Here is a 23,847-nt window from a genome sequence, read left to right as displayed (position 1 = left end):
TGGACAGTGGCCGATTACTGATGACGATCAGTGTACGGCAACAAAGACAGGTAGCGCGCGCGCTTGATAGCACGGGCCAGCTGGCGCTGATATTTTGCACGAGTACCGGTGATACGGCTCGGTACAATTTTACCACTTTCGGTGATGTAGTTTTTCAGCGTAGCGATGTCTTTATAGTCAATCTCTTGAACGCCTTCCGCGGTGAAACGGCAGAACTTGCGACGACGGAAATAACGTGCCATTTGGCTAGTCTCCAGAATCTATCAATTCAATCTGCTCGGCATGCAGAACCAATTTGCTCAGCCCGTTGCGCCCTTGATGGCAGCTTACAAAGCCTTGCACGGTAATCTGACTGCCGACCGTTAATCTTTGAGTTAGTGCTTGTGACTGTTGTCCGCTGACAACCACGGGCATTCGGCACCATGCTTGTCTGCTGAATCCGGCTTCCGTCTGCTGCGAACGGTGCTCTAGCACAAATTGGCAGTGCGGTATCCCGGAAGGACTCACTTTTCGAACCGGCGCCTTGCACACAGTGCCCGACAAAACCAGACGATTAGCCGTCACGGCGGCAATTACTCTTCAGAATCCCCAGCATCTGCATCATCTGCGGTTTCGTTAGCGAAGTCTTCGCGGCGATCGCCACGACGTTCGTCTTTCGCTTTAACCATCGGAGATGCTTCAGTTACCGCGTGCTTAACGCGCATAACCATGCTGCGGATAACGGCGTCGTTGAAGCGGAAGTTAGTTTCCAGCTCATCGATCGCTTCCTGCGGCGCTTCAACGTTCAGCAGAACGTAGTGAGCCTTGTGCAGTTTGTTGATCGGATAAGCCAGCTGACGGCGGCCCCAGTCTTCCAGACGGTGAATCTGACCTTGCGCGTTAGTGATGGTAGCACTGTAACGCTCGATCATGCCCGGAACCTGTTCGCTTTGGTCAGGATGGACCATAAAAACGATTTCGTAATGACGCATCGAATTGCTCCTTACGGATTATTCAGCCTCCTGTCAGGGTCAACCGCGGCCCATGGAAGCAAGGAACGTGTTTAGTGTGCGGCTGAAAAATGACGCGTAATCATACTGACGCAGGGCGGGAAACTCAAGAACTGCGTGGGTTTTATTCGCGTTAATGCGAGGCGTTATGGGAAATAGCACGATTTGCTCGTGGGAGAACCTATGTACGCCGATCCATCGGTTTCAAAAATCTTTCAATGAAATCAGCGTTGAGTCACAAATCTATTTCACTTTTTTTGAAAGAGGCCATCAAAAGACCCCGCTTTTTAATCCGCCGCAACGGACTAAAATTAACCATATCCGCCGCAGACAGCGCGACGAAAAAGATTCCAGGTTATTCAATGCAGATAAATGACTTTTTGCCGCAGCGACACTCGCTGTCAGGCCGTAACGGCAAAAAGTAAGAGAGGCACTATGAAACGCATCATTCTCGCAACGGCGCTGGCCGCCCTGTTCTCCGCCAACGTAATGGCCGCCACGGAGATCACGTCGCACCAGGTCGATCAACGCCAGAGCGTCGGCTTCATCACCCTGAACCAGAACGTGGTTTCGCCGGATGACGCCAGCAGCCAGGTCAGTAAAATCGCCGATCAACGCGGCGCGACCTCTTATCGCATCATCGCCCTGCACGAACCGGGCGACAACAGCACGATGCACGTCAGCGCCGAGCTGTATCGCTAAAGAGACAAGCCACGCCAGGGAAATCCCCAGGGCTTCATCAGAAAGCCCGTTCAGTCCGCACCGGAGCGCCGCTCGTTGGGCGCTCCGCTTTCCTCATCACAGCTTGAGCAGCGCCGGCATGCTGAACGCCTTGCCCGGATTGTGCAATTGCAGCGCCGTCCGCAGATAGTTCGTTCGCGTTTGCAGCAGCTCTGCGCTTTCCGCCAGCGTCGCCCGCTGTTCGAACGAGAGCGCACCGGCTGCCGCGGGGTGAGTGGGCGCCGCTTTCGCCGCGGAGGCGAACAGCGCCGTCACGTTTTGCATCGTCTGCGCGGTGATGCGCGACAGCGGATTCGCCTTGTTTTGCCGCGCCTTGCCGTCGGCGGCCCCCAACATCTCGCTGAAGGCCGCTGAGTTAAGCTCGGCGCGTGCTTTCATCGTTCCCATTAAACCGTCCGCACTGCCGATGTTTTTTATCATGCCCTTTGCTCCTTGCTACCCTGAAAGAATTCACGCTGGCATTCTCCCCTTTATTCGGCCAAACGATGGCCGAAACAGCAGGCACAGAGAGGTGCAATTCCAGGCATCGCGCCAGGATGCGTACTACAGCTCGCGGCGGAAGAAGTCGGCCGTGGCGGACAGCGCCAGCGGCGTGATGCGGTGCTTCACCCCCGGTTCGACGAGCGACGTCAGACGGCTGCCCGCACCTTGCCGGCGCAGTTCAGCCGCCAAACGCAGGCTGTCCGCCGCCGGCACCACGTCGTCCGTCTCGCCGTGCCACAGCAGCAGCGGCCGCCCGGCGATCGTCTCCAAACGCCCCTCCAGCTCATATTCCGCCAGCACGGCGGTGCGCGCCGCAAACGCCGCCGGCGAGAGCGCCTCGCCCTCTGCGCCCAACGGCGGATACAGCGTTTGCGCCAGCGAACGGTAATAGCCGGAGCCCATCAGACTGGCGGCCGCCCGGATCCACGGGAAGCGCGCGAAGGCGCCAAGCGCGGTCATGCCGCCCATTGAGGCGCCGGCAACGCCGATGCGTCCGTCGGCAATCAGGCCAAGCTGCTCAAAATGTGCCTTGATCTGCGGCAGCTCGTCGATATTGCTGCGCAGGATCTCCCAGAACGCCGCCAGGCGCCGCGTCTCATCGCCGTCGAACCGCTCGCCGTGCCGATCGGCATCCGGCAGCACCGCCCGAAAACCGGCGCGCGCCAGCGCATAGGCGAAGTAGGCGTACACCTCTTTCGACGAGGTATAACCATGGCAGAAGAACACCGTCGGCAACGGCCGATGATACTGCCCCGCCGGCACCGCATGGATCACCGCAATATCGCCCGCCCGCTCGTCATGAATTTCGATCATCCGTTCATCCTCAACTCACCTGTTGGCATTCATCATGACAAACTTGCGCCAGCCAGCGTTAGCTCAATCTGTTCCAGCTTATATTGCGTTACACTGAAGCCATCGCACCGGCTCTTTCGAGGTTCCCATGACGTTTGTCCGCACACTTATCGCCCTGACGCTGGCCGCACAGCTTTCCGCCTGCGGCATCATGACCACCACGCCGAAACCGCCGCCGCCGCCCACCGCACAGGCGCAGGAGATCGTTCGCGCGCAGACCGCCGAGCTGGCGAAAATGGGCACCGTCACCGCCGTGGTGCGCGGCAGCCCGATGGACGTGGAAGCGGAGATCCAACGCAAGGCCACCGCCGCCGGCGCCCGTTATTACGTGATCATCATGAACAGCGAAACCGTCGTGCCGGGCCAATGGTATTCCCAGGCGATCCTGTATCGCTAAGGCGGGGATTTTTTAAGCAGATTTACACTGGCTTTGCACAGGCTGAAGCAGGGTGTTGCACACTGAGGGACAGCATGCCGCATGTTGCGGGTGCGATTCAGGATCTGACGAAGGGGAACGCCATGAAACGCTCCACCGCACTCACCTCCCTCTTGCTTTCCATGGGGTTGCTCAGCACCGGCGCACAGTCCGCCGAGCTGGCACCCGCCGATCGCGTGACGCCGCTCAGTGAAATCGCCGAGATCACCTTCAGCGATCTGCCCGGTTCACCGCAGGAGGCGGAACTGGCCATCGCCCGCACCGCCGACCAACACGGCGCCAGCTATTACCGCATCCTGCGGATGGAAGAACAGGCGCACCCGCTTGGCTGGCGCGCCTCGGCCATCTTATACCTTTAGTAGCTCATGCACGCCGCATTCAACACGCCGCCGCTAACGGAGACGCCCCCCAGGAAAATCCCGGCGGCCAGATGGTTGGCTTCGATCTTGTCGCTGATGCGCGGCATGTAGATCTTCACGGCCGCGAACAGCAGCAGTTGCACCACCAGCGCCACCACGCCCCACAGCAGGTAATCCAGCAGGCTGATCGAGTTGATCGCCGCGCTGGCCAGCGGGATCACATACCCCAGGCAAGCGCCGATAAAGGCAAAGGCGGCGGATTGATTATCGGCCTTGATCAACGCCCATTCGTCATGCGGGGTGATGCGGGTATAGACGAACAGAAACACCAAAATCATGGCGAAACCGCTGAAGAAATAAGAGGCGAACGCCGCCAACGCGCTGAGAATATCCATGTGCATTTTCCTGTCAGAGTGAGGCTGAATTAAAAAGGTTTTCGCCGCCGCGCGCCACCCTTTTCCCTAACCGCCGATGGCGCGGTTCAGCAGCAGTTCGCACACCTCGGCCGACAGCAGGCTCTCACCGCGGTGATCCAGCGTCAGGTGGCACCAGGCGTCGGCGATCTGCGGGCTGGCGTGCTGCAGCAGCTGCGCGGCGCAGCACAGGTCGAACAGCTGCTGGGTCAGCAGCCGCCCCATCTCTTCACGCGGTTGCCGGGCGCGCTGCTGCCACTGCCGCCAGGCATGATCGAACAACCGATTCTGGCCGCGCACCGGCTGCAGCTCGAACTGCAGCATCTCGAGCGCACCCGGCAGTTTGTGCAGGCTGCGCAATACGTCCAGACACATGATGTTGCCGGAACCTTCCCAGATGCTGTTGACCGGCATCTCGCGATACAGGCGCGGCAGCTCGCTCTCTTCGCAGTAGCCGATGCCGCCCAGCACCTCCATCGCCTCGGCGATGAACGGCATGCCCTGGCGGCAGATGCTATATTTGGCCGCCGGGGTCACCAGACGGCTGTAGATCAGTTCGCCCTCATTGCTGCGGCTCTCCCAGGCGCGGGCCAGCCGGAACAGCAACGCGGTATGCCCCTCCAGCCGCAGCGCCATGCGCGCCAGAACCTGGCGCATCAGCGGTTGTTCGATCAAGAGCTTGCCGAACGCCTGCCGCTGCAGCGCATGATACAGCGCCACCGACAGCCCGCGGCGCATCAGGCCGTGGCTGCCGAGCGAGCAGTCGAAACGGGTCAGGCCGCCCATCTTCAGGATATGCCGCACGCCGTCGCCCTCCTCCCCCAGCAGCCAGGCGGTGGCGTCCTGAAATTCCACTTCGCTGCTGGCGTTGGAACGGTTGCCCAGCTTGTCTTTCAACCGCTCCAGGCGAATGGCGTTGCGGCTGCCGTCCGGCAAAATGCGCGGCAGGAAGAAGCAGGACAACCCGCCTTCGGCCTGCGCCAACACCAGGTGTGCATCGCTCTGCGGCACCGAGAAGAACCACTTATGCCCCACCAGCCGGTAGGCTTCACCCGGCCCGCGCGCGCCGAGCGGCGCGGCGGTGGTGGTATTGCTCAGCACATCGGAGCCGCCCTGTTTCTCCGTCATGCCCATGCCGATCAGCAGGCCGCGCTTTTGCCCGCCAGGCAGCAGGTGAGCGTCATAACGATCCGACAGCAGCGGCGTCAGCCATGAGCGAAACTCGGCCGGTAACGCCTGCAGCAACAGCGGCGTAGCGCCGAAGGTCATGGTCACCGGGCACAGCGTGCCGGCCTCGACCTGCGCATGCAGCATAAAGCGCGCGGCGCGCGCCACGAAGGAACCGATGCGCGCATCCTCCTGCCAGGGCAGGTTGTGCACCCGGTTGGCGATCAGCCCCTGCATCAGGATATGCCAGGCGGGGTGAAAGCGAACGTCGTCCAGCCGCTGGCCGGTGGCGTCGTAGCGCAGCAGCTCCGGCGGGTTGGCATTGGCCAGGCGCCCCAGCTCCAGCGACTCCTGGGTGCCGAGCTGCTGGCCCAGCGAGGCCAATACCTCGGCGTCCCAGCCGCCCTGCTCGCGCTGCAACGCTTCGCGCAGCGGCGTATCGGAGAGAAACAGGTTGCTGTTGCCCAGCGGCTTGGGTTGGTTAAAAACGGTGTGCGTAGTCCAGACCATGAGAGTGCTCCCTGAGAAAAGCGTCAGGAGTAAGTATGGTCGGCGCAGAGATTTCTGCCGCAGGCGGGATCACAAGAGGGGGAATTAACGGGAGCACTAAGCCCCCGTCAGAAGAATCAGCCGCGCTGGCGCACCGCTTCGAACAGGCAGATGCCGGTGGCGACCGACACGTTCAGCGAAGAGACGGTGCCGGCCATCGGGATGCTGATCAGTTCGTCGCAGTGTTCGCGGGTCAGACGGCGCATGCCTTCGCCTTCCGCGCCCATCACCAGCGCCATCGGGCCGGTCATTTTGCTCTGATACAGCGTATGGTCGGCTTCGCCGGCGGTGCCCACCACCCAGACGTTCATTTCCTGCAGCAGGCGCAGCGTGCGCGCCAGGTTGGTCACGCGGATCAGCGGCACGTTTTCGGCGGCGCCGCAGGCCACTTTCTTGGCGGTGGCGTTCAGTTGGGCGGAACGGTCGCGCGGCACGATCACCGCGTGCACGCCGGCAGCGTCGGCGCTGCGCAGGCAGGCGCCGAGGTTGTGCGGGTCGGTCACGCCGTCCAGCACCAGCAGGAACGGTGTCTCCACGCTTTCCAGCAGGCCCGGCAGATCGTTCTCCTGATACTGACGCCCCTCGCGCACCCGGGCGATGATCCCCTGGTGCACCGCGCCTTCAACCTTGTCATCCAGCCATTGGCGGTTCGCCACCTGGATCACGATGCCGGTCGCTTCCAGCTCGGCGATCAGCGGTTGCAGGCGGCGATCTTCGCGGCCTTTCAGGATAAACACTTCCAGGAAGCGTTGCGGATCGCGCTCTAACAGGGCTTTGACGGCGTGGATGCCGTAAATAATTTCGCTCATGATGCTCTTTTAAATTCGTGCGGCCGGCGATAACCGGCCGATGATAACGATGTGCGGCAGGTTAAGCCTGCTCGGCACCTTTCTTCTTGGCTGCGCGTTTGGCTTTGGTCGCCGCCGCGATTTTCCGCGTTTTGTCGGACGCTTTCTTGGCTTTCTTTTTCGCCTTCTTCACGTTGTCCGCGGGCTTGGCGTCATCCTGCTTGCGGAAGGCGCTGTCCGGCTCGAAGTTGGCCGGCGGTTTGCCGCCGCGGCGCTTGCCGCGCCCCGGGTTGCCGTTGTCGCGCAGCGTGCGCTGGCCGCCCTTCTTGGCGCGATCGCGCTCGGTTTTACCTTCACCGCGCGCTTTGCGGGTGCTGGACACCAGCGCGAAGTCAATCTTGCGCTCGTCCATATGCACCGCGTCCACGCGGATCTCCACCGTATCCCCCAGGCGATAGACGGTGCCGGAAGATTCGCCGATCAGGCGCTGGCCGATATTATCGTAGCGATAGTAATCATTATCCAGCGTTGATACGTGCACCAGCCCGTCGATGAACAGATCGTTCAGGCGCACGAAGAAACCGAAGCCGGTCACGCTGGAGATGATGCCGCTGAACACTTCACCGACGTGATCCTGCATGAAGTCGCACTTCAGCCAGTCGGCGACGTTGCGCGTCGCTTCGTCCGCGCGGCGCTCGGTCATCGAGCAGTGTTCGCCCAACTGCAGCATCTCTTCGAATTCGCTGTGCCAGCCGCCGGTCGGCGTCCAGCGCTCTTTCGGCTCGCCGTGTTCTTTGGCCAGCTGATATTTGATCGCGCGGTGCAGCGCCAGATCCGGATAACGGCGGATCGGCGAGGTGAAGTGGCCGTAAGACGCCAGCGCCAGGCCGAAGTGGCCGCGGTTTTCCGGATCGTAAATCGCCTGCTTCATCGAGCGCAGCAACATGGTTTGCAGCATTTCGTGGTCAGGGCGCTCGGACACTTCATCCATCAGCACCGCATAGTCCTTCGGCTGCGGCTTGTTGCCGCCGCCCAGCGTCAGCCCCAGCTCACTCAGCACGCTGCGCAGCGCGGAGATGTGGTCGTCGCTCGGACGATCGTGCACGCGGTACAGCGCCGGCTCGTTGCGTTTCTCGACGAAGCGCGCGGCCGCCACGTTGGCCATGATCATGCACTCTTCGATCAGCTTGTGGGCGTCGTTGCGCACCGTCGGCTCCACGCGCTCGATGCGACGCTCGGCGTTGAAAATGAACTTGGCTTCTTCGGTTTCAAACGCGATGCCGCCGCGCTCGGCGCGCGCCTTATCCAGCACCTTGTACATCGCGTGCAGCTCTTCCAGGTGCTTGACCAGCGGATGGTAGTGCTCGCGCAGCTCCTGATCGCCCTGCAGAATGTGCCACACCTTGTTGTAGGTCAGGCGAGCATGCGAGCTCATCACCGCCTCGTAAAACTTGGCCGTAGACAGGCGCCCCTGGGCGGAGATGGTCATCTCGCACACCATGCACAGGCGATCGACCTGCGGGTTCAGGGAGCATAGCCCGTTGGACAACACTTCCGGCAGCATCGGGATCACCTGCGACGGGAAGTACACCGAGTTGCCACGGCTGCGCGCTTCGTCGTCCAGCGCGGTGCGCGGGCGCACGTAGTAACTGACGTCGGCGATCGCCACCCACAGGCGCCAGCCGCCGCCGCGTTTCTTCTCACAGTACACGGCGTCATCGAAGTCGCGTGCGTCTTCACCGTCGATGGTGACCAACGGCAGCTTGCGCAGATCGACGCGGCCCTTCTTGGCCGCTTCCGGCACCTGCTCGCTGAGATCGGCCACCTGTTTTTCCACCTGCGGCGGCCAGGTATGCGGGATCTCATGGGTGCGCAGCGCGATGTCCACCGCCATGCTGGTGCCCATCTTGTCGCCGAGGATCTCGACGATCTTGCCGACCGCCTTGGTGCGGCGGGTCGGGCGCTGAGTCAGCTCCACCACCACCATAAAGCCCATGCGCGCGCCGCTGACGCTGTCCGCCGGGATCAGAATATCGAAGCTCAGACGGCTGTCGTCCGGCACCACGAAGCCGGTACCGGCGTCCATGAAGAAGCGGCCGACAATCTGGCTGGTTTTCGGCACCAGCACGCGCACGATGCGCGCTTCGCGGCGCCCTTTGCGATCCGCGCCCAGCGCCTGCGCCAACACCACGTCACCGTGGATCGCCATTTTCATCTGTTCGGCAGACAGGTACAGATCGTCTTTGCTGCCTTCAACGCGCAGGAAGCCGTAGCCGTCGCGGTGGCCGATCACCGTGCCGCGCAGCAGATCCAGACGTTCCGGCAGCGCGTAGCACTGGCGGCGGGTAAACACTAACTGGCCATCGCGCTCCATGGCGCGCAGGCGGCGACGCAGCGCTTCCAGCTGCTCTTCACCGCTGAGGCCCAGTTCGTTGCCCAGTTCTTCGCGGCTGGCCGGCGTTTCTCTTTTCGCCAAATGGGCCAGGATATATTCACGACTGGGGATAGGGGATTCGTATTTTTCTGCTTCTCGTTCCAGGAATGGATCTTGTGACATTGCGGTTCCTCCGTTGTCATCAGCAGGATGACGTTGAGCCTTGTCTTCTCAACGTCGTTTTATTCGACAAGCAATAGCTTGTAGAGCGGCGGATTGTCTTCGACCATGTCGGCCAACGTATGCTTATCCAGCTCTTCAAGGAAATTCTGTACGCCCTGGTGGAGCACCTGCTTCAATCGGCAGGCAGGGGTGATGTGGCAAAAATCACTGCTGCAGTTAACCAGCGCGAGCGGCTCCAGCGCCCGCACCACGTCGCCGAGGCGAATGCTCTCGGCCGGTTTGCCCAAGCGAATGCCGCCATGCTTGCCGCGCACCGCCGTGACAAAACCTACCCGGCTCAACTGATTGATGATCTTCACCATATGGTTGCGAGACACGCCGTAAACCTCGGTCACTTCCGAGATGCTGGTCATCTTGTCCTGCGGCAACGAGGCCATGTAGATCAACGCCCGCAGGCCATAATCAGTAAAACTTGTTAACTGCACATCTTACCTCTGGGTATCGCTTTACCCGTCTGATACGCCGCTTTTCGGCGCTATTCAAAAGATTACTCATTGGATAATAAACCAGCCGGAGAGTTCGTCGCTAATTATTTAGCGAATCCCGCGCCCTAAGGCGGGTTTATGAAAGGATTTTTTGACGTGAAACCGCAATCGGAGGGAGTCAGGATAAAAACAAACCGGGACGCGCCCGGTTTGTTTAATGCCGCAAAGCCTGATTATGCGTCGAACGGGTCGCGCAGGATCATGGTTTCGCTGCGATCCGGGCCGGTAGAGATGATGTCTACCGGTACGCCGGTCACTTCTTCGATGCGCTTGATGTAGTTCAGCGCAGCCTGAGGCAGCTTGCTGTGCTCTTTCACGCCAAAGGTGGTTTCGCTCCAGCCCGGCATGGTTTCGTAGATAGGCTCAATGCCTTCCCAGCCTTCAGCCGCCAGCGGAGTGGTGTCCACTTCACGGCCGTCCGGCATGCGGTAACCCACGCAGATCTTCACTTCTTTCAGGCCGTCCAGGACGTCCAGTTTGGTCAGGCAGAAGCCGGACAGGGAGTTGATCTGCACGGCGCGGCGCACCGCTACCGCGTCCAGCCAGCCGGTGCGACGGCGACGGCCGGTGGTGGCGCCAAACTCGTTACCCTGCTTGCACAGGTACTCGCCGGTTTCATCGAACAGTTCGGTTGGGAACGGGCCTGCACCCACGCGCGTGGAGTAGGCTTTCACGATGCCCAGCACGTAGTCCACATAACGTGGGCCAATGCCGGAACCGGTAGCCACGCCGCCGGCGGTGGTGTTGGAAGAGGTCACGTACGGGTAAGTACCGTGGTCGATATCCAGCAGGGTGCCCTGAGCGCCTTCGAACATGATCAGGTCGCCACGCTTGCGCGCGCCGTCCAGCAGTTCGGAAACGTCAACCACCATGGCGGTCAGGATGTCGGCGATAGACAGCACGTAGTCCAGCGTCGCCTGATAATCGACGGCTTCAACTTTGTAGTAGTTGACCAGCTGGAAGTTGTGGTAATCGACGATTTCTTTCAGCTTAGCGGCGAAGGTTTCTTTGTTGAACAGATCGCTGACGCGCAGACCGCGACGAGCCACTTTATCTTCGTAAGCCGGGCCAATGCCGCGACCGGTGGTGCCGATCGCTTTTGCGCCGCGCGCTTTCTCACGCGCGTTATCCAACGCAACGTGGTAAGGCAGGATCAATGGGCAAGCTTCAGAGAGTAACAGACGTTCGCGTACCGGGATGCCACGCGCTTCGAGTTCACCCATTTCTTTCATCAACGCGTCCGGCGCCAGAACAACACCGTTGCCGATGATGCTGGTGACGTTTTCACGCAGAATACCTGAAGGAATTAAATGAAGAACGGTTTTTTCACCGTTGATTACCAGAGTGTGGCCAGCGTTATGGCCACCTTGGTAGCGCACAACATATTGAGCCCGTTCAGTCAGCAGGTCTACAACCTTGCCTTTACCTTCGTCACCCCATTGGGTGCCCAGTACGACGACGTTCTTACCCATTTTTCAAAATCACCGATTGCTTAAAAATGGATTCTACCACCGTAATTTTCGATTTTCAGCACTTTTAGCATACGATTGCATAAATTTTGGGCTAGACTTTAAAGACCCGTGCGGCCGCTCAACATGTAGTAGATCACGCAGCCCGCAACCACTATTCCACCGCCAAATCGCCGCAGCGTCGCGTCCGGCAACTGCGACATCGCCACAATCATTTTGCGCCAGGCCTGCGGAAACAGCATCGGCCCCAATCCTTCCAACACCAGAACCAGCCCGAGCGCCAGCCAAATCGTTGAGTTCATGCATCCCCCAAAAACGAGAAAGGGCCCGCGTAAACGGGCCCTCGATCAGATTGCCTGCCGCGCTTATTTGCGCAGGGTATCAGGCGACTTCATGTAGCGGAAGAAATCGCTGTCCGGGCTCAGTACCAGCACGTCCTGGTTGTCCTTGAAGCTGGCTTCATAGGCACGCAGGCTGCGGATAAAGGCATAGAAGTCCGGATCCTGGCTGAACGCGTTGGCGAACAGCTTGGCCGCTTCGGCATCGCCTTCACCGCGGGTGATACGCGCCTGACGCTCGGCTTCCGCCAAGGTGCGGGTCACCTCGTAGTCCGCGCTGGCGCGCAGCTTCTCGGCTTCTTCCTGGCCCTGCGAGCGCAGACGACGGGCTACCGCTTCACGCTCGGCGCGCATACGCTGGTAGATGGCGTCGGACACTTCGGCCGGCAGGTTGATCTGCTTGATACGCACGTCGATCACTTCGATGCCCAGCGCCGCCATGCTGTTCGGGTTAACCTGCGGCTGTTTGCCGGTGGTTTCCCGCTCAACGCGCGCCGCCGCAGAGGCGATAGCGTCATCGGCTTCGGTGGTCGCCACTTCTTCGCCGTCACCCACGGTGCCGGTGTTCAGCGCGTCACGCACGTCGGACATCAGCTTGCCGCGCGAGTCGGTCACGATGTCTTTCACGTCCAGGCGGCCGATTTCGGAACGCAGACGGTCGCTGAACTTGCGTTTCAGCAGCACTTCGGCCTGGGAGACGTCGCCGCCGCCGGTCGCCAGGTAGTAACGGCTGAAGTCGCTGATGCGCCACTTCAGATAGGAGTCGACGATCAGGTCTTTCTTCTCGCTGGTCACGAAGCGATCGGCCTGGTTGTCCATGGTCTGGATGCGCGCATCCAGGTTCTTCACGGTCTCAATGAACGGGATCTTGAGGTGCAGACCCGGCGCATACACCAGCGGCTTGTTTTCGCCGTCGCGCAGAACCTTGCCGAAGCGCAGCACGATGCCGCGCTGGCCTTCCTGCACCACGAACAGCGAAGCGTACAGCACCACCAGCACCGCGAGGACAATAACTACAAAAGACTTACGCATTGATTACTCTCTCCCTACGCGAGTGGTGTCGTCACGCTGCGCATTCGCCCGGCGCTGATCCATAATCGAACCGCCGCTGGTGCGCGGGGCGCTGCTGTTGGCAGCCGGCGCAGGATTCGGATTGAGGCGAATCAGGCTGGTATCCTTGTTGCCGCTCTCCGGCGCCGCGCCTTGGCCGCGCAGCATCTGATCCAGCGGCAGCACCATCAGGTTGTTGCCTTTGTCGCTCACCAACACCTTACGGGTATGGCCCAGCACTTTTTCCATGGTTTCGATATACAGACGCTCGCGGGTGATCTGCGGTGCGGACTTGTATTCCGGCAACAGCTTGGCAAAGCGCGCCACCTCACCCTGAGCTTCCAGGACGGTACGATCCTTATAAGCCTTGGAGTCTTCCAGCAGACGCTGCGCCTGGCCGTTCGCACGCGGCTGAACTTCGTTGGCGTAAGCTTCCGCTTCACGGATGTATTGCTGCTCGTTCTCACGCGCGGCGATCGCATCGTCGAAGGATGCCTTCACCTCTTCCGGCGGACGCGCCGCCTGGAAGTTGACGTCCAGCAGCGTGATGCCCATGTTGTAAGGACGGATGGTCTCTTCCAGCATGCGCTGCGTATCGTTACGCACCACGGTACGGCCTTCGGTCAGGATGCGGTCCATCGAGTATTTGCCGATCACGCCGCGCAGGGCGCTGTCGGTCGCCTGGCTCAGGCTGTCGTCGGCATTGACGACGCTGAACAGGTACGCTTCCGGGTTGGTCACGCGGTACTGCACGTTCATTTCCACGCGCACCACGTTTTCATCGGAGGTCAGCATCACGCCGGACGCCGCCAGCTCGCGCACGGATTCCACGTTCACCGGACGCACGTCGTCGATGAAGGTCGGCTTCCAGTTCAGGCCCGGCTGCACCAGGTGGCTGAACTTGCCGAAACGCGTCACGACGCCGCGCTCGGCTTCCTTGATGGTGTAGAAGCCGCTGGCGGCCCAGATCACCACCACGGCCACCGCCGCGATACCGATAATGCGGCCGCTGAAGCCCGGACCAGAGGTGCCGGTGCCGCCGCTATTGCTGTTGGAGCCTTTGCCCCCGCCGAAACCGCTCAATTTCTTGCTCAGTTTACGGAAGATATCGTCCAAATCAGGTGGCCCTTGATCACGACCGCCTTTGTTGTTACCGCCAGAGTTGCCGCCATTGTTATTGCTGCTCCCCCACGGGTCGCGGTCCTGTCCGTTATTACCGGGCTGATTCCACGCCATGTTTTAGCTCCATATTCTGTGATTGGGTACTTCAGGCTTTCGCGAAGCATAAATGTAACAGGATATGATCATACGATAAAGTCAATCAGGTCCTGTTCTTGCTTGCAGAGACGACGCCATTCGACGATCGGCATTCGCACCACCACGCCAATGCTGCCGTCCTCTTCGTTCCACTCTTTTTCAATCGCCTGAAGCTGGTAAAAACGGCTGCGAAGACGGCCTGCCCGTGGCGGTAAGCGCAATTCGTAATGCGCGATCTCCCCCGATAAGCGCTCCGTCAACGCCTGATACAGCAACGGAATACCCTCTCCGCTGGCGGCAGACAGCCACACCCGGATCGGTAGGTTTTCGTCGTTGCGGTCGATACGCGGCACAAAATCGTCCAGCATATCTATTTTGTTCATCACTAACAGTGTAGGAATTTCATCCGAGTCTATCTCCGCCAGCACGGTGTTCACCGCTTCGATGTTCTCATCGACGCGCGGATCTGCGGCATCGATGACGTGCAGCAGCAGAGACGCCTGGCGCGTTTCCTGCAGCGTCGCCTTGAAGGCGGCCACCAGATCGTGCGGCAGGTGCCGGATAAAGCCTACGGTATCCGCCAACACGGTATCCCCCACGTCCGGCACGTCGATGCGCCGCAACGTAGGATCCAGGGTGGCAAATAGCTGGTCCGCCGCATACACCTCGGCAGACGTTATTCGGTTAAACAGGGTGGATTTGCCGGCGTTGGTGTAGCCCACCAGCGATACGGTCGGCACATCGGCGCGGGTCCGCGCGCGTCGGCCTTGTTCACGCTGCTTTTCTACCCGCTCCAGGCGGCGCAGAATCAAGCTGATGCGATCGCGCAACAGGCGACGGTCGGTCTCAAGCTGGGTTTCCCCCGGCCCGCGCAGGCCAATCCCCCCTTTTTGCCGCTCCAGGTGCGTCCAGCCGCGCACCAGACGCGTGGCGATGTGACGCAACTGCGCCAGCTCCACCTGCAGCTTACCTTCATGGGTGCGGGCACGCTGGGCGAAGATGTCTAAAATCAGCCCGGTGCGATCGATCACCCGGCATTCGCACAGGCGCTCGAGGTTTCTTTCCTGCGCCGGGGAAAGGGAATGATCAAACAGGACAACAGACGCGCCGCTGGCTTTCACCGCATCTGCAATTTCTTCGGCCTTTCCTTCGCCGACAAAGTACTTCGGATGCGGGGCTTTGCGGCTACCAGTCACCACTTGCAAAGCTTCGACACCGGCTGAGGAAACCAACGATTCGAACTCGTTGAGGTCTTCCGTATCTTTGTCTTGCGAGAAATAGATATGAACCAGTACGGCCTGCTCACCGGCTTCATAACGGTCAAACAAGCGTGCAACCTCTCAAACGGACACTTACCGTGAGTTTGGGGGACATAAACAGCCCGCGGCTGCTTATGCTCCCCGTCATGGTTGACTTGCAACGCGCTTTATTCAGCGTCATCGCTTTCCTGCTGCGGCTGTTGCTGCGCAGACGGATTGTTGCCATGGTGATAGTTGCTTGAACCGCCGCTCGGGTTGTTGCTGTGATGCGAAACCGGACGTGACGGGACAACGGTAGAGATAGCGTGCTTGTACACCATCTGGCTAACCGTGTTCTTCAACAGGATGACAAACTGGTCAAAAGACTCAATCTGGCCTTGCAGCTTAATACCATTCACCAAATAAATAGAAACCGGAACACGTTCACGACGCAATGCGTTCAGGAACGGATCTTGCAAAGATTGCCCCTTAGCCATTCTATCTTTTCCTTATTTGCTTGTTGTTTGTAACTAAGAACCTGTCGGCTCTAAAATAAACGACGTAAAAAATTTGCGCGCTGAATACTCAGCAATTGTACACAATCACCCAACCTATGCACTAACAACCTGTGTCACCGAGTCCAAAGCCTCTCCCGGCTTTTCACTGTCCAACCAATGGACCGACTCCCAACCCCGTAACCAGGTCATCTGGCGTTTAGCCAACTGACGTGTTGCGCAAATACCACGATAAACCATCTCATCGTAACTAATTTCACCAGACAAGTATGACCACATCTGGCGGTAACCGACACAGCGAATGGAGGGCAAGTCCGTATGCAAATCACCCCGTGCGAAAAGTGCACGCGCTTCCGTCTCAAAACCCGCCGCCAACATTTGATGGTACCGCAGCTCGATGCGTTGATGGATCAACTCACGGCTGGTCGGCGCTATCGCAAATTGGTGAACTTGATACGGTAACGATTCACCCGAAATTTTAGTCAGTTCCGTTAAAGTTTTACCCGAAATAAAAAAAACTTCCAGTGCTCTGGACAGTCTCTGCGGATCATTCGGATGAATTCTCACTGCCGCGACCGGATCGATCGCCTGTAACTGACGGTGCAGCGCCTCCCAGCCCTGCTCCGCCGCTTGCCGTTCGATGCGCTCGCGCACCGCGGGATCGGCGGACGGCAGCGGCGACAATCCTTCCAGCAACGCCTTGAAATACAACATCGTGCCGCCGACCAGCAGCGGAATGCGCCCGGCGGCGGTGATGTCGGCCATCTCCTTCAGCGCGTCGGCGCGGAACTCCGCGGCCGAGTAAGCTTCGGCGGGATCGCGGATATCGATCAGCCGATGCGGCGCCTGCGCCAATTCTTCGGCGCTCGGCTTGGCGGTGCCGATATCCATGCCGCGGTAAATCAGCGCGGAATCGACGCTGATCAGTTCCACCGGCAGGCGTTCGCGCAGCGCGATCGCCAGCGCGGTCTTGCCCGAGGCGGTCGGCCCCATGATGAAAATAGCCGGGGGACGTGGTGTCATTTCAGTGTCAGTCATGCTTGAGGGCCGCCAGTGCGGCCTGTAAATCAACGGGTTGTAAAAGTCCGCTCGGTGGCGATTTGACCAGCTGCGGGCAAAGTCGTTCAACGTCGGTCAACAATTGTATCGCTTGCGAGGTGTTCCACTGTTCATGTTCGCTGCCAAGACGGCGAGCGAGCCAGGTGGCCAGCACCGCGGGCGACATCTCCTGATGTTCGGCCAGATAGCCTAACAGTTCGGGTATCAGTTTTTGTAAATTTTGTTGGCGTAATGGTAAAGGCACTGCGCGCAGCGTCACACGGCCATGATCCGTCTGTAGATCCAGCCCCATCGCCACGAGCAGCGCCTGATGCCGCGCAATGGCCGCCGCTTCGCGCTTCTCCAACGTCAGCTTAATCGGGATCAGCAGCGGCTGCGGCCGCAGCCCTTCCGCCGGCGGGTTGAGCTGCGCCTGGCGCAGCCAGCGTTCGGCTACCGCCAGATTGAGCAACGCTGGCTGCTGGCGCTGCTCAATCAGCGCGTAGCACGGCGGATGGATCATCAGTACCCGGCCAAAACTGTGTTGGCCGCCCGCCAACGGCGTTTCCGCTGCGGCTTTCGCCGGCGGGAACAGCGGCGGCTTGCTCGAAACTGCCGGCGCGGCATCGGCCTGCGGCTCGGCGTCGGGCTGCATCAGTTTACCGTACAGCTCGCCTTCGCGTTTATGGTAACCGCCCGCCGTTTGCCAACCCGGCTGCGGCGCCCGCTCACGGGCGGTGCCGGCCGGTGGCGGCGTTTCACGGCGCGGCGCAGGCTGAGAAAAATGGTTGCCGCCGGCGGCGACGCGGTTCTCCGGCTGCCAGACCGGCGCGGGCGCTTCGTCAGGCGTTTCCGCCAGCGGCAGCGGCGGCGTCTGACCGGCCTGCTGCAGCACGGTGGTTACCGCCTGGTAGATAAAATCGTGCACCAGCCGCGCCTGATGGAAACGCACTTCGTGCTTGGCGGGATGAACGTTGACGTCCACCTGGTGCGGATCGACCTCCAGATACAGCACGTAAGCGGGCTGCTGATCGTCCTTCAGCTGATCCTGATAGGCCTGACGAATAGCGTGATTGATCAAACGATCGCGCATCATGCGGCAGTTGACGTAGCAATACTGCATTTCACCCAGCTGGCGCGCCCCGGCCGGATCCGCCACCCAACCGCGGATGCTCAAATCGCCGTGCTGCCAGTCGATGTTCAGCGCATGCTGCAAAAACGCCGGGCCACAGATGCTGCCCAAACGGCGTTCGTGCTGGCTATCTTCTTTCGCCGCCCGGTATTGGCGGATCGGTTTGCCGTTGTGGCTGAGGTTGATCGCCACATCGAAACGCGCCAGCGCAATGCGCCGCACCACTTCATCGATATGGCCGAATTCGGTTTTTTCGGTGCGCATGAACTTGCGGCGCGCCGGGGTGTTGTAAAACAGATCCAGCACTTCCAGCGTGCTCCCGACCGGGTGCGCGGCGGGTTTGACGGTCACCGCCTGCTCGCGCCCTTCGGCATAGGCTTGCCACGCCTCGCTTTGCTCGGCGGTGCGCGACGTCAGGGTCAAACGGGAAACCGAGCTGATACTGGCCAGCGCTTCGCCGCGGAAACCGAGGCTGACGATAGCCTCCAGATCGTCGAGCGTGCTGATTTTACTGGTGGCGTGCCGCGCCAGCGCCAACGCCAGATCGTCCTTGCCGATGCCGCAGCCGTTGTCGCGAATGCGGATCAGCTTAGCACCGCCGCGTTCAATATCGATATCGATGCGCGTCGCGCCGGCGTCCAGGCTGTTTTCCACCAGCTCCTTGACGACCGACGCGGGGCGTTCAACCACCTCTCCGGCGGCGATCTGGTTGGCAAGCTGCGGTGGTAACACCTGGATAGGCATGCTGGCTCCTGTAGCGATGGCGCTAGGCCTGCGGAATGGTCAGCGTCCGATCCAGCGGCGCGACGTCCGACTTCAGATTATTGACCCGTTTCAGATCGCCGACGCTGACCCCGTAGCGAGAAGCGATGGAGGAGAGCGTATCCCCGCGGGCCACTTTATGTTTAGACGTTTTCTTCGCCGGCGTTTTCGCCTTGGCGACGGTGGTGGTGACGGCGGCGGCTTTCCCCGCCGGCACCTTCAGGCGTTGCCCGACCCACACGCCGTCTTTTTTCAGTTTGTTCAGATCACGCAGCGCCGCCATGGTGGTGCCGTAGCTGTCGGCGATGCCGGACAGCGTTTCCGCCCGCTTCACCACGTGGATCCGGGTCTTGCCGCTTACGCTGCGGCTCGCGCCGGCCGAGCTGACGATAGGCTCAGGCTGGCGCACGTCTGGTGTTGAGGTGTTAACCGCCGCTGCGACGTCCAGCGGTCGGTTTTCCACCTTTGGGTCGGCTTGCAGCGGATGCGCCAGGAAGTAGCTGCGCAGGCCGTTATGAATGGCTCTGGCAATCTTCTCCTGATACGCGCTACTGCCCAGCAGCCGCTCCTCCGTGCTATTGCTGATAAATCCGGTTTCCACCAGCAGCGAGGGAATATCCGGCGAACGCAGCACGCCCAGGCTGGCGTGTTCCGGCCGGCGTTTATGCAACGATCCGACACTCTGCAGCTGCTGCAGCACTTTCACCGCCACGTCGTATCCCACGCGCTGCGAGTGGCCGAACTGCAGATCCAGCACTGCCTGGCTCAGGTAAGGGTCAGCCTGGCTGTTGGCCAGCAGATCGCCAGCGCCGCCGAGCAGCTCGGACTGTTTCTCATGCTGTTCGAGCCAGCCGGCCATTTCGCTGTTGGCGCGGCGGTTGGACAGCACCCAGACGGAGGCCCCGCTGGCGCTGCGGTTTGGCGCGGCGTCGGCGTGGATGGAGACCAGCACGTTGGCGCCCTGTTTACGCGCCACGTCGGAGCGCCCCATCACCGAGATGAAATAGTCGCCGGTACGGGTCAGCACCGGTTTGAACTGCGGATCGGCGTCCAGCATCGCCTGCAGGCGGCGCGCGATGGCGATGGTGACATTCTTTTCTTTCAGCCCGCTCGGGCCAATGGCGCCCGGATCCTGGCCGCCGTGGCCGGCGTCGATCGCTACCACCACCCGATCGCCGGAACCGGCGGAAACGCGGCTGCTGCGCGGCGTGACCTCTGTGGCGGTGCCTGCGACCACGGTCTGTTTATTGGTAAAGGGATTCGATCCTGTCGGCGCTTTGCGCAGCGGCGGCTCCGGCGCTTCACGCACCGCGACCGGCGCCTGGCGCGGTGGCTGGCTGACCGTGACCGGCGCCTGACGCGGTGGCTGGCTGACCGTGACCGGCGCCTGACGCGGCGGTGGATTGACCGCAACCGGCGCAGGCGTTTGCACCGGCGCTTTACGCACCACGGTATTGGCGCCGCCTTCGGCCGTAATGGTGAACACCACGGTATGCACGCCGCCGTTCTGGCGGGTGGCGACGCGGGTTTTGGCGCGCTGGGTCAGATCAAACACCAGGCGCACGCTCTGCGCGTCTTTCGGCGCGCTGGAACGAATGCTTTTCACCAGGTTTTGCCCGCTGAAATTGAGCGGAAGACCGCCGACCTTGCCCTTCTCGTTAACGTCCAGCACCACGCGTTCCGGGCCGTGCAGCGGGAAAAACGCATAGTCCGGCGGGCCATTGAAGCTCACCGACACCGTCGCTTCGCGTTGGGCGTTGGTCACTTTGATATCGGACAGCGAGGAAGCCGCCAGCGCGTTCAGCGCGCCGAGCGGCCCCAGCACGGCGATCAGCATGATGACCGCAAATTTTTTCAACACGTGCGTCATTGCAGCATCATCCCTGTGATCCATGAATGCGGTCTAACAGCTGGCTGCCGTATGCGGAAATCGCCTCGATCTTCGCCTCTCGCCCCTCGCCCTGATAGCTAAGATGCAGCGCCAGATCCGGCTCCGGCAGCACGCCGGTGCCCTGCTGCGGCCATTCGACCAGGCAGATGGCGTCTTGCGCGAAGTAATCGCGAATGCCCATGAATTCAAGCTCTTCCGGATCGGCCAGGCGATACAGATCGAAGTGATACACCGCCAGCGGCTGCAAGGCATAGGGTTCCACCAGCGTGTAGGTCGGGCTTTTGACGTTGCCCTGATGCCCTAACGCCTGCAGGAAACCACGGCTGAAGGTGGTTTTACCGGCGCCCAGGTCGCCGTAGAGATAGATGACGCTGGCGCGATCGCAGGCCTGGGCCAAAGTGGTGCCCAAAGCGACAGTCGCTGCCTCGTCCGGCAGAGGTAAAACGAGTTCTTTCATTCGATAAAGTCTATTTTGCCCACTCAGGGTTAACGAAATGAAGGATGTCCGGCAGTAAATCGGTCGCCAACATGCCTCTTGTTCCTTGTCTTTCCGCTACGCGATCGCCGGCCGCGCCGTGTACGACGCAGCCCGCACAGGCGGCATCATACAGCGAGAGCTTTTGCGCCAGCAAACCGCCGATGATGCCCGACAGCACATCGCCCATGCCGCCGGAGGCCATGCCGGCGTTGCCGACGTCGGCGATCGCCATCTGCCCCTGCTCATCGGCGATCAGCGTACCGGCGCCTTTCAGCACCGCCACGCCACCGTAGCGCGCCGTCAGCTTGCGCACGGCAAGTAAGCGATCACTCTCGATGTCGGCAGTGCTGCAGCTCAACAGCCGAGCAGCCTCTCCAGGATGCGGAGTCATCACGCGATTCTGCCGTTTCTCGGGATTTAATGCCAGCAAGTTCAGCGCATCGGCGTCCCACAAGGCCGGTTTATCGCTGGTTTGCAGCACGTTCAGGGCGTTTTTGCCCCACTCAGCCTGGCCCAGACCCGGGCCAATCACCAGCACATCCGCCCATTGCATCGCCTGCCGCAGCGTCGCCTCGTCCAGCGCCTGCGCCATCAGCTCCGGCCGGGCCGCCAACAGCGGCGCGACATGCTCCATGTGAGTAAGCACTCGCACCAATCCAGCCCCGCTGCGCAGCGCCGCCTCTGCCGCCATGCGAATGGCGCCGCCGAACCCGCGATCGCCGCCCACCAACAGCAGGCGGCCATGCTCGCCCTTATGGGCGCAGGGACGGCGCGGATGCAGCCAACGCGGCAACACCTCGGCGGTAAGCCGCTGAATCTGCTCCGGTTGCTTCGCCAACCAACCCGATAAGCCTAGCGCATTCTGATGAAGTTGCCCGACCCAGTCGCGCGCCTGGCCGGTCAGCAACCCCGGTTTGAGGCCGATGAACGTGACGGTGTGCGCGGCACGCACGACCGCGCCCGGCGCCGCGCCACTCTCCGCCAGCAGGCCGGACGGGATGTCAAGAGCCACCACCGGTGCCGAATGGCGGTTGGCGGCCTCGATCAGCGCGTCGTAGGGCGCACGCGGCGCGCTGCCCAGGCCGGTACCTAACAGGCCGTCGATGATGAGAGAAACAGACGCCGGCCAGCGGCTGCTCGCCGGCAGAATGTCGCCGCCTGCGGCTTGCCAGGCCTCGCGGGCCGCTGCGGCTTCCGGTGGCAAAGGCCGTGCGCCGTCGCAGGCGATCAGCGTCACCTGCACGCCCGCCGCCTTCGCCAGGCGCGCCACCACATAGCCGTCGCCGCCGTTGTTGCCGTGGCCGCACAGCACCAGCCAGTGGTCGCGGGAGGGGTACGCGTTGCGCGCCAGCGCGTAGGACGCCTGACCTGCGCGCTGCATCAAATCGTAAAGAGAAATACCGAGCGAGGCCGCCGCTGCGGGTTCCGAGCGGCGGATCCAATCCGCAGGCCAGACAGAGTGTGGTAAACTGTCAGCGTATGCTTTTTCACTGTGGCCCGTCATGACGCACCCCCTCGATCTCCATCAACTCGCCCAACATATCAAGCAATGGGGGCAATCGCTAGGATTCCAGCAGGTTGGCATCTGCGATACCGATTTAAGCCTTGAAGAGCCGAAGCTGCAGGCCTGGCTCGACAAACAGTACCACGGCGAAATGGAATGGATGGCGCGCCACGGCATGCTGCGCGCACGCCCTCACGAACTGTTGCCGGGCACGCTGCGAGTGATCAGCGTACGCATGAACTACCTGCCGGCCAAGGCGGCGTTTGCCAGCACCTTGCAAAATCCGCAGTTGGGCTACGTCAGCCGCTATGCGCTGGGGCGCGACTATCACAAGCTGTTGCGCCAGCGCCTGAAAAAGTTGGGCGATCAGATCCAGGCCTACTGCGGCGAGTTGAATTTCCGCCCCTTTGTCGATTCTGCGCCGGTGATGGAACGCGCGCTGGCCGCCAAGGCGGGCATCGGCTGGGTTGGTAAACACTCACTAATCCTCAACCGTGAAGCCGGGTCATGGTTTTTCCTCGGCGAATTGCTGATCGATCTGCCGCTGCCGGTGGATAAGCCGCAGGAAGAGCAGTGCGGCCGCTGCGTCGCCTGCATCACCACCTGCCCGACCGGCGCCATCGTCGCCCCCTATACCGTAGACGCCCGGCGCTGCATCTCCTACCTGACCATCGAGCTGGAAGGCGCGATCCCGGAGGAGTTCCGCCCGCTGCTCGGCAACCGCATCTACGGCTGCGACGACTGCCAGCTGATCTGCCCGTGGAACCGCTTTTCACAGCTTACCGACGAAGACGATTTCAGCCCGCGCGCCGCGCTGCATGCGCCGCAGCTGATCGATCTGTTCAACTGGACGGAGGAAAAATTCCTGCGCATCACCGAAGGCTCGGCGATACGCCGCATCGGCCACCTGCGCTGGCTGCGCAATATCGCCGTGGCGCTGGGCAATGCGCCCTACGAGGACGGCATCGTGCTCGCACTGCGCACCCGTTTGGGCCAGAACGCCATGCTGGACGAACATATCCACTGGGCGCTGGCGCAACAGCTCGCCCGCCGCGAAGCGCAGGGCATCGAGGTGCAAACGGCGCAGAAAAAACGGCTGATACGGGCTGTGGAAAAAGGTTTGCCAAGGGATGCCTGACGGCGTGCGCCATTCGGACGTAGCGCCGGAAGACTCACTCTGTGGATTTGTGCATAAAAATAAAAACACGTTGTCTTTCAACTGCAACAAAAAGAGCAAGTGATCGGCATAACGTTTTGGGATAAATAAATAAACTTATAAATCAAATAGATAAATAT

General features: G+C 61.0%; 25 protein-coding genes. 4 read left to right on the top strand and 21 right to left on the bottom strand.

From position 1 onward, the window contains the following. Nucleotides 1–14: 14 nt before the first annotated feature. From rpsR to rpsF, 3 genes are read right to left on the bottom strand one after another with little or no spacing between them, the layout of a single operon-like run. A complete protein-coding gene (rpsR, locus tag ACJ8HN_RS14050; RefSeq protein ID WP_000135199.1) occupies nucleotides 15–242 on the bottom strand; it encodes a 30S ribosomal protein S18 in 228 nt (75 codons plus the stop codon). A 4-nt stretch (nucleotides 243–246) separates the two neighbouring features. After that, complete coding sequence (priB, locus tag ACJ8HN_RS14045; RefSeq protein WP_004933632.1) at nucleotides 247–564, bottom strand: primosomal replication protein N; 318 nt, start codon at nucleotides 562–564, stop codon at nucleotides 247–249. Between the two features lie 8 nt (nucleotides 565–572). After that, the gene (rpsF, locus tag ACJ8HN_RS14040; RefSeq protein ID WP_004933634.1) at nucleotides 573–971 is read right to left on the bottom strand and encodes a 30S ribosomal protein S6; all 399 of its coding nucleotides are present in this window, start codon (nucleotides 969–971) and stop codon (nucleotides 573–575) included. Between the two features lie 453 nt (nucleotides 972–1,424). Here rpsF and ACJ8HN_RS14035 point away from each other — a divergent pair, with 453 nt between their 5' ends. After that, on the top strand, nucleotides 1,425–1,691 hold the full coding sequence (locus ACJ8HN_RS14035; protein WP_442523594.1) for a DUF1471 domain-containing protein: 267 nt from the start codon (nucleotides 1,425–1,427) through the stop codon (nucleotides 1,689–1,691). A 96-nt stretch (nucleotides 1,692–1,787) separates the two neighbouring features. On the opposite strand, the gene ACJ8HN_RS14030 is transcribed toward ACJ8HN_RS14035, so the two are convergent. Continuing rightward, nucleotides 1,788–2,150, bottom strand: a complete 363-nt coding sequence (locus ACJ8HN_RS14030; protein WP_033654896.1) for a hypothetical protein — start codon at nucleotides 2,148–2,150, stop codon at nucleotides 1,788–1,790. 123 nt (nucleotides 2,151–2,273) lie between these two features. Beyond that, nucleotides 2,274–3,026, bottom strand: coding sequence for an esterase (yjfP, locus tag ACJ8HN_RS14025; protein ID WP_442523593.1), 753 nt, complete (start codon nucleotides 3,024–3,026; stop codon nucleotides 2,274–2,276). 127 nt (nucleotides 3,027–3,153) lie between these two features. Between yjfP and bsmA the strand changes: the two genes are divergently transcribed. After that, nucleotides 3,154–3,462: a biofilm peroxide resistance protein BsmA gene (gene bsmA, locus ACJ8HN_RS14020; protein ID WP_197763687.1), complete on the top strand. Its 309-nt coding sequence runs from the start codon at nucleotides 3,154–3,156 to the stop codon at nucleotides 3,460–3,462. 122 nt (nucleotides 3,463–3,584) lie between these two features. Continuing rightward, nucleotides 3,585–3,860 carry a DUF1471 domain-containing protein gene (locus ACJ8HN_RS14015; RefSeq protein WP_028127568.1) on the top strand — a complete coding sequence of 92 codons (276 nt, stop codon included), beginning with the start codon at nucleotides 3,585–3,587 and terminating at the stop codon, nucleotides 3,858–3,860. Here ACJ8HN_RS14015 and ACJ8HN_RS14010 read toward each other — a convergent pair. The 16 genes from ACJ8HN_RS14010 to nnr form a co-directional block, all read right to left on the bottom strand. Beyond that, the gene (locus ACJ8HN_RS14010) at nucleotides 3,857–4,255 is read right to left on the bottom strand and encodes a DUF350 domain-containing protein (RefSeq protein WP_015376394.1); all 399 of its coding nucleotides are present in this window, start codon (nucleotides 4,253–4,255) and stop codon (nucleotides 3,857–3,859) included. The two genes, ACJ8HN_RS14015 and ACJ8HN_RS14010, sit on opposite strands and share 4 nt — an antisense overlap. Nucleotides 4,256–4,321: 66 nt before the next feature. Continuing rightward, nucleotides 4,322–5,950: an isovaleryl-CoA dehydrogenase gene (locus tag ACJ8HN_RS14005; protein ID WP_442523592.1), complete on the bottom strand. Its 1,629-nt coding sequence runs from the start codon at nucleotides 5,948–5,950 to the stop codon at nucleotides 4,322–4,324. A gap of 116 nt (nucleotides 5,951–6,066) precedes the next feature. Next, nucleotides 6,067–6,798 carry a 23S rRNA (guanosine(2251)-2'-O)-methyltransferase RlmB gene (rlmB, locus tag ACJ8HN_RS14000; RefSeq protein WP_004933653.1) on the bottom strand — a complete coding sequence of 244 codons (732 nt, stop codon included), beginning with the start codon at nucleotides 6,796–6,798 and terminating at the stop codon, nucleotides 6,067–6,069. 61 nt (nucleotides 6,799–6,859) lie between these two features. Then, nucleotides 6,860–9,334, bottom strand: coding sequence for a ribonuclease R (gene rnr / locus ACJ8HN_RS13995; RefSeq protein WP_049195409.1), 2,475 nt, complete (start codon nucleotides 9,332–9,334; stop codon nucleotides 6,860–6,862). A gap of 59 nt (nucleotides 9,335–9,393) precedes the next feature. Continuing rightward, nucleotides 9,394–9,819: a nitric oxide-sensing transcriptional repressor NsrR gene (gene nsrR, locus ACJ8HN_RS13990; RefSeq protein WP_033636784.1), complete on the bottom strand. Its 426-nt coding sequence runs from the start codon at nucleotides 9,817–9,819 to the stop codon at nucleotides 9,394–9,396. Nucleotides 9,820–10,052: 233 nt separating this feature from the next. Continuing rightward, nucleotides 10,053–11,351 carry an adenylosuccinate synthase gene (locus ACJ8HN_RS13985; protein WP_033654892.1) on the bottom strand — a complete coding sequence of 433 codons (1,299 nt, stop codon included), beginning with the start codon at nucleotides 11,349–11,351 and terminating at the stop codon, nucleotides 10,053–10,055. A 98-nt stretch (nucleotides 11,352–11,449) separates the two neighbouring features. Further along, nucleotides 11,450–11,650 (bottom strand): DUF2065 domain-containing protein, encoded by a 201-nt coding sequence (locus ACJ8HN_RS13980; protein ID WP_004933666.1) that lies wholly within the window; start codon nucleotides 11,648–11,650, stop codon nucleotides 11,450–11,452. 63 nt (nucleotides 11,651–11,713) lie between these two features. Further along, nucleotides 11,714–12,718 carry a protease modulator HflC gene (hflC, locus tag ACJ8HN_RS13975; protein ID WP_004933669.1) on the bottom strand — a complete coding sequence of 335 codons (1,005 nt, stop codon included), beginning with the start codon at nucleotides 12,716–12,718 and terminating at the stop codon, nucleotides 11,714–11,716. A gap of 3 nt (nucleotides 12,719–12,721) precedes the next feature. After that, the gene (gene hflK / locus ACJ8HN_RS13970; RefSeq protein ID WP_033636782.1) at nucleotides 12,722–13,972 is read right to left on the bottom strand and encodes an FtsH protease activity modulator HflK; all 1,251 of its coding nucleotides are present in this window, start codon (nucleotides 13,970–13,972) and stop codon (nucleotides 12,722–12,724) included. Between the two features lie 68 nt (nucleotides 13,973–14,040). Further along, on the bottom strand, nucleotides 14,041–15,321 hold the full coding sequence (gene hflX / locus ACJ8HN_RS13965; RefSeq protein ID WP_004933675.1) for a ribosome rescue GTPase HflX: 1,281 nt from the start codon (nucleotides 15,319–15,321) through the stop codon (nucleotides 14,041–14,043). A 98-nt stretch (nucleotides 15,322–15,419) separates the two neighbouring features. After that, nucleotides 15,420–15,728 (bottom strand): RNA chaperone Hfq, encoded by a 309-nt coding sequence (gene hfq / locus ACJ8HN_RS13960; protein WP_004933678.1) that lies wholly within the window; start codon nucleotides 15,726–15,728, stop codon nucleotides 15,420–15,422. A gap of 114 nt (nucleotides 15,729–15,842) precedes the next feature. Then, nucleotides 15,843–16,784, bottom strand: a complete 942-nt coding sequence (gene miaA, locus ACJ8HN_RS13955; RefSeq protein WP_089192476.1) for a tRNA (adenosine(37)-N6)-dimethylallyltransferase MiaA — start codon at nucleotides 16,782–16,784, stop codon at nucleotides 15,843–15,845. Beyond that, nucleotides 16,777–18,660: a DNA mismatch repair endonuclease MutL gene (gene mutL / locus ACJ8HN_RS13950; protein ID WP_442523591.1), complete on the bottom strand. Its 1,884-nt coding sequence runs from the start codon at nucleotides 18,658–18,660 to the stop codon at nucleotides 16,777–16,779. The genes miaA and mutL overlap by 8 nt, the downstream gene beginning before the upstream one ends. 22 nt (nucleotides 18,661–18,682) lie before the next feature. Then, nucleotides 18,683–20,548 (bottom strand): N-acetylmuramoyl-L-alanine amidase AmiB, encoded by a 1,866-nt coding sequence (gene amiB / locus ACJ8HN_RS13945; protein ID WP_442523590.1) that lies wholly within the window; start codon nucleotides 20,546–20,548, stop codon nucleotides 18,683–18,685. 7 nt (nucleotides 20,549–20,555) lie between these two features. Next, the gene (tsaE, locus tag ACJ8HN_RS13940) at nucleotides 20,556–21,026 is read right to left on the bottom strand and encodes a tRNA (adenosine(37)-N6)-threonylcarbamoyltransferase complex ATPase subunit type 1 TsaE (RefSeq protein WP_033648706.1); all 471 of its coding nucleotides are present in this window, start codon (nucleotides 21,024–21,026) and stop codon (nucleotides 20,556–20,558) included. Nucleotides 21,027–21,036: 10 nt separating this feature from the next. Continuing rightward, entirely contained in the window at nucleotides 21,037–22,551 is a 1,515-nt protein-coding gene (gene nnr, locus ACJ8HN_RS13935; RefSeq protein WP_442523589.1) for a bifunctional ADP-dependent NAD(P)H-hydrate dehydratase/NAD(P)H-hydrate epimerase, read from the bottom strand. Between nnr and queG the strand changes: the two genes are divergently transcribed. Continuing rightward, a complete protein-coding gene (gene queG, locus ACJ8HN_RS13930) occupies nucleotides 22,550–23,689 on the top strand; it encodes a tRNA epoxyqueuosine(34) reductase QueG (protein ID WP_100395956.1) in 1,140 nt (379 codons plus the stop codon). The genes nnr and queG overlap by 2 nt on opposite strands. Nucleotides 23,690–23,847: the final 158 nt, after the last annotated feature.

The organism is Serratia sp. CY29653, from assembly GCF_052169255.1.
Lineage (GTDB): Bacteria > Pseudomonadota > Gammaproteobacteria > Enterobacterales > Enterobacteriaceae > Serratia > Serratia sarumanii.
Note: the sequence above shows the minus strand (reverse complement) of the source record. Positions and strands in the feature narration are given on the sequence as shown.

Excerpts from the sequence above, each read along its gene's own strand:
- bsmA (WP_197763687.1), top strand. The coding sequence starts at position 3,154 with ATGACGTTTGTCCGCACACTTATCGCCCTGACGCTGGCCGCACAGCTT.
- nnr (WP_442523589.1), bottom strand. The coding sequence starts at position 22,551 with ATGACGGGCCACAGTGAAAAAGCATACGCTGACAGTTTACCACACTCT.
- tsaE (WP_033648706.1), bottom strand. The coding sequence starts at position 21,026 with ATGAAAGAACTCGTTTTACCTCTGCCGGACGAGGCAGCGACTGTCGCT.
- rlmB (WP_004933653.1), bottom strand. The coding sequence starts at position 6,798 with ATGAGCGAAATTATTTACGGCATCCACGCCGTCAAAGCCCTGTTAGAG.
- ACJ8HN_RS14015 (WP_028127568.1), top strand. The coding sequence starts at position 3,585 with ATGAAACGCTCCACCGCACTCACCTCCCTCTTGCTTTCCATGGGGTTG.
- ACJ8HN_RS14030 (WP_033654896.1), bottom strand. The coding sequence starts at position 2,150 with ATGATAAAAAACATCGGCAGTGCGGACGGTTTAATGGGAACGATGAAA.
- rpsR (WP_000135199.1), bottom strand. The coding sequence starts at position 242 with ATGGCACGTTATTTCCGTCGTCGCAAGTTCTGCCGTTTCACCGCGGAA.
- mutL (WP_442523591.1), bottom strand. The coding sequence starts at position 18,660 with ATGCCTATCCAGGTGTTACCACCGCAGCTTGCCAACCAGATCGCCGCC.
- ACJ8HN_RS14005 (WP_442523592.1), bottom strand. The coding sequence starts at position 5,950 with ATGGTCTGGACTACGCACACCGTTTTTAACCAACCCAAGCCGCTGGGC.
- miaA (WP_089192476.1), bottom strand. The coding sequence starts at position 16,784 with ATGACTGACACTGAAATGACACCACGTCCCCCGGCTATTTTCATCATG.
- yjfP (WP_442523593.1), bottom strand. The coding sequence starts at position 3,026 with ATGATCGAAATTCATGACGAGCGGGCGGGCGATATTGCGGTGATCCAT.
- rpsF (WP_004933634.1), bottom strand. The coding sequence starts at position 971 with ATGCGTCATTACGAAATCGTTTTTATGGTCCATCCTGACCAAAGCGAA.
- ACJ8HN_RS14010 (WP_015376394.1), bottom strand. The coding sequence starts at position 4,255 with ATGGATATTCTCAGCGCGTTGGCGGCGTTCGCCTCTTATTTCTTCAGC.
- rnr (WP_049195409.1), bottom strand. The coding sequence starts at position 9,334 with ATGTCACAAGATCCATTCCTGGAACGAGAAGCAGAAAAATACGAATCC.
- ACJ8HN_RS13985 (WP_033654892.1), bottom strand. The coding sequence starts at position 11,351 with ATGGGTAAGAACGTCGTCGTACTGGGCACCCAATGGGGTGACGAAGGT.
- queG (WP_100395956.1), top strand. The coding sequence starts at position 22,550 with ATGACGCACCCCCTCGATCTCCATCAACTCGCCCAACATATCAAGCAA.
- hflK (WP_033636782.1), bottom strand. The coding sequence starts at position 13,972 with ATGGCGTGGAATCAGCCCGGTAATAACGGACAGGACCGCGACCCGTGG.
- amiB (WP_442523590.1), bottom strand. The coding sequence starts at position 20,548 with ATGACGCACGTGTTGAAAAAATTTGCGGTCATCATGCTGATCGCCGTG.
- hflC (WP_004933669.1), bottom strand. The coding sequence starts at position 12,718 with ATGCGTAAGTCTTTTGTAGTTATTGTCCTCGCGGTGCTGGTGGTGCTG.
- hfq (WP_004933678.1), bottom strand. The coding sequence starts at position 15,728 with ATGGCTAAGGGGCAATCTTTGCAAGATCCGTTCCTGAACGCATTGCGT.
- ACJ8HN_RS14035 (WP_442523594.1), top strand. The coding sequence starts at position 1,425 with ATGAAACGCATCATTCTCGCAACGGCGCTGGCCGCCCTGTTCTCCGCC.
- ACJ8HN_RS13980 (WP_004933666.1), bottom strand. The coding sequence starts at position 11,650 with ATGAACTCAACGATTTGGCTGGCGCTCGGGCTGGTTCTGGTGTTGGAA.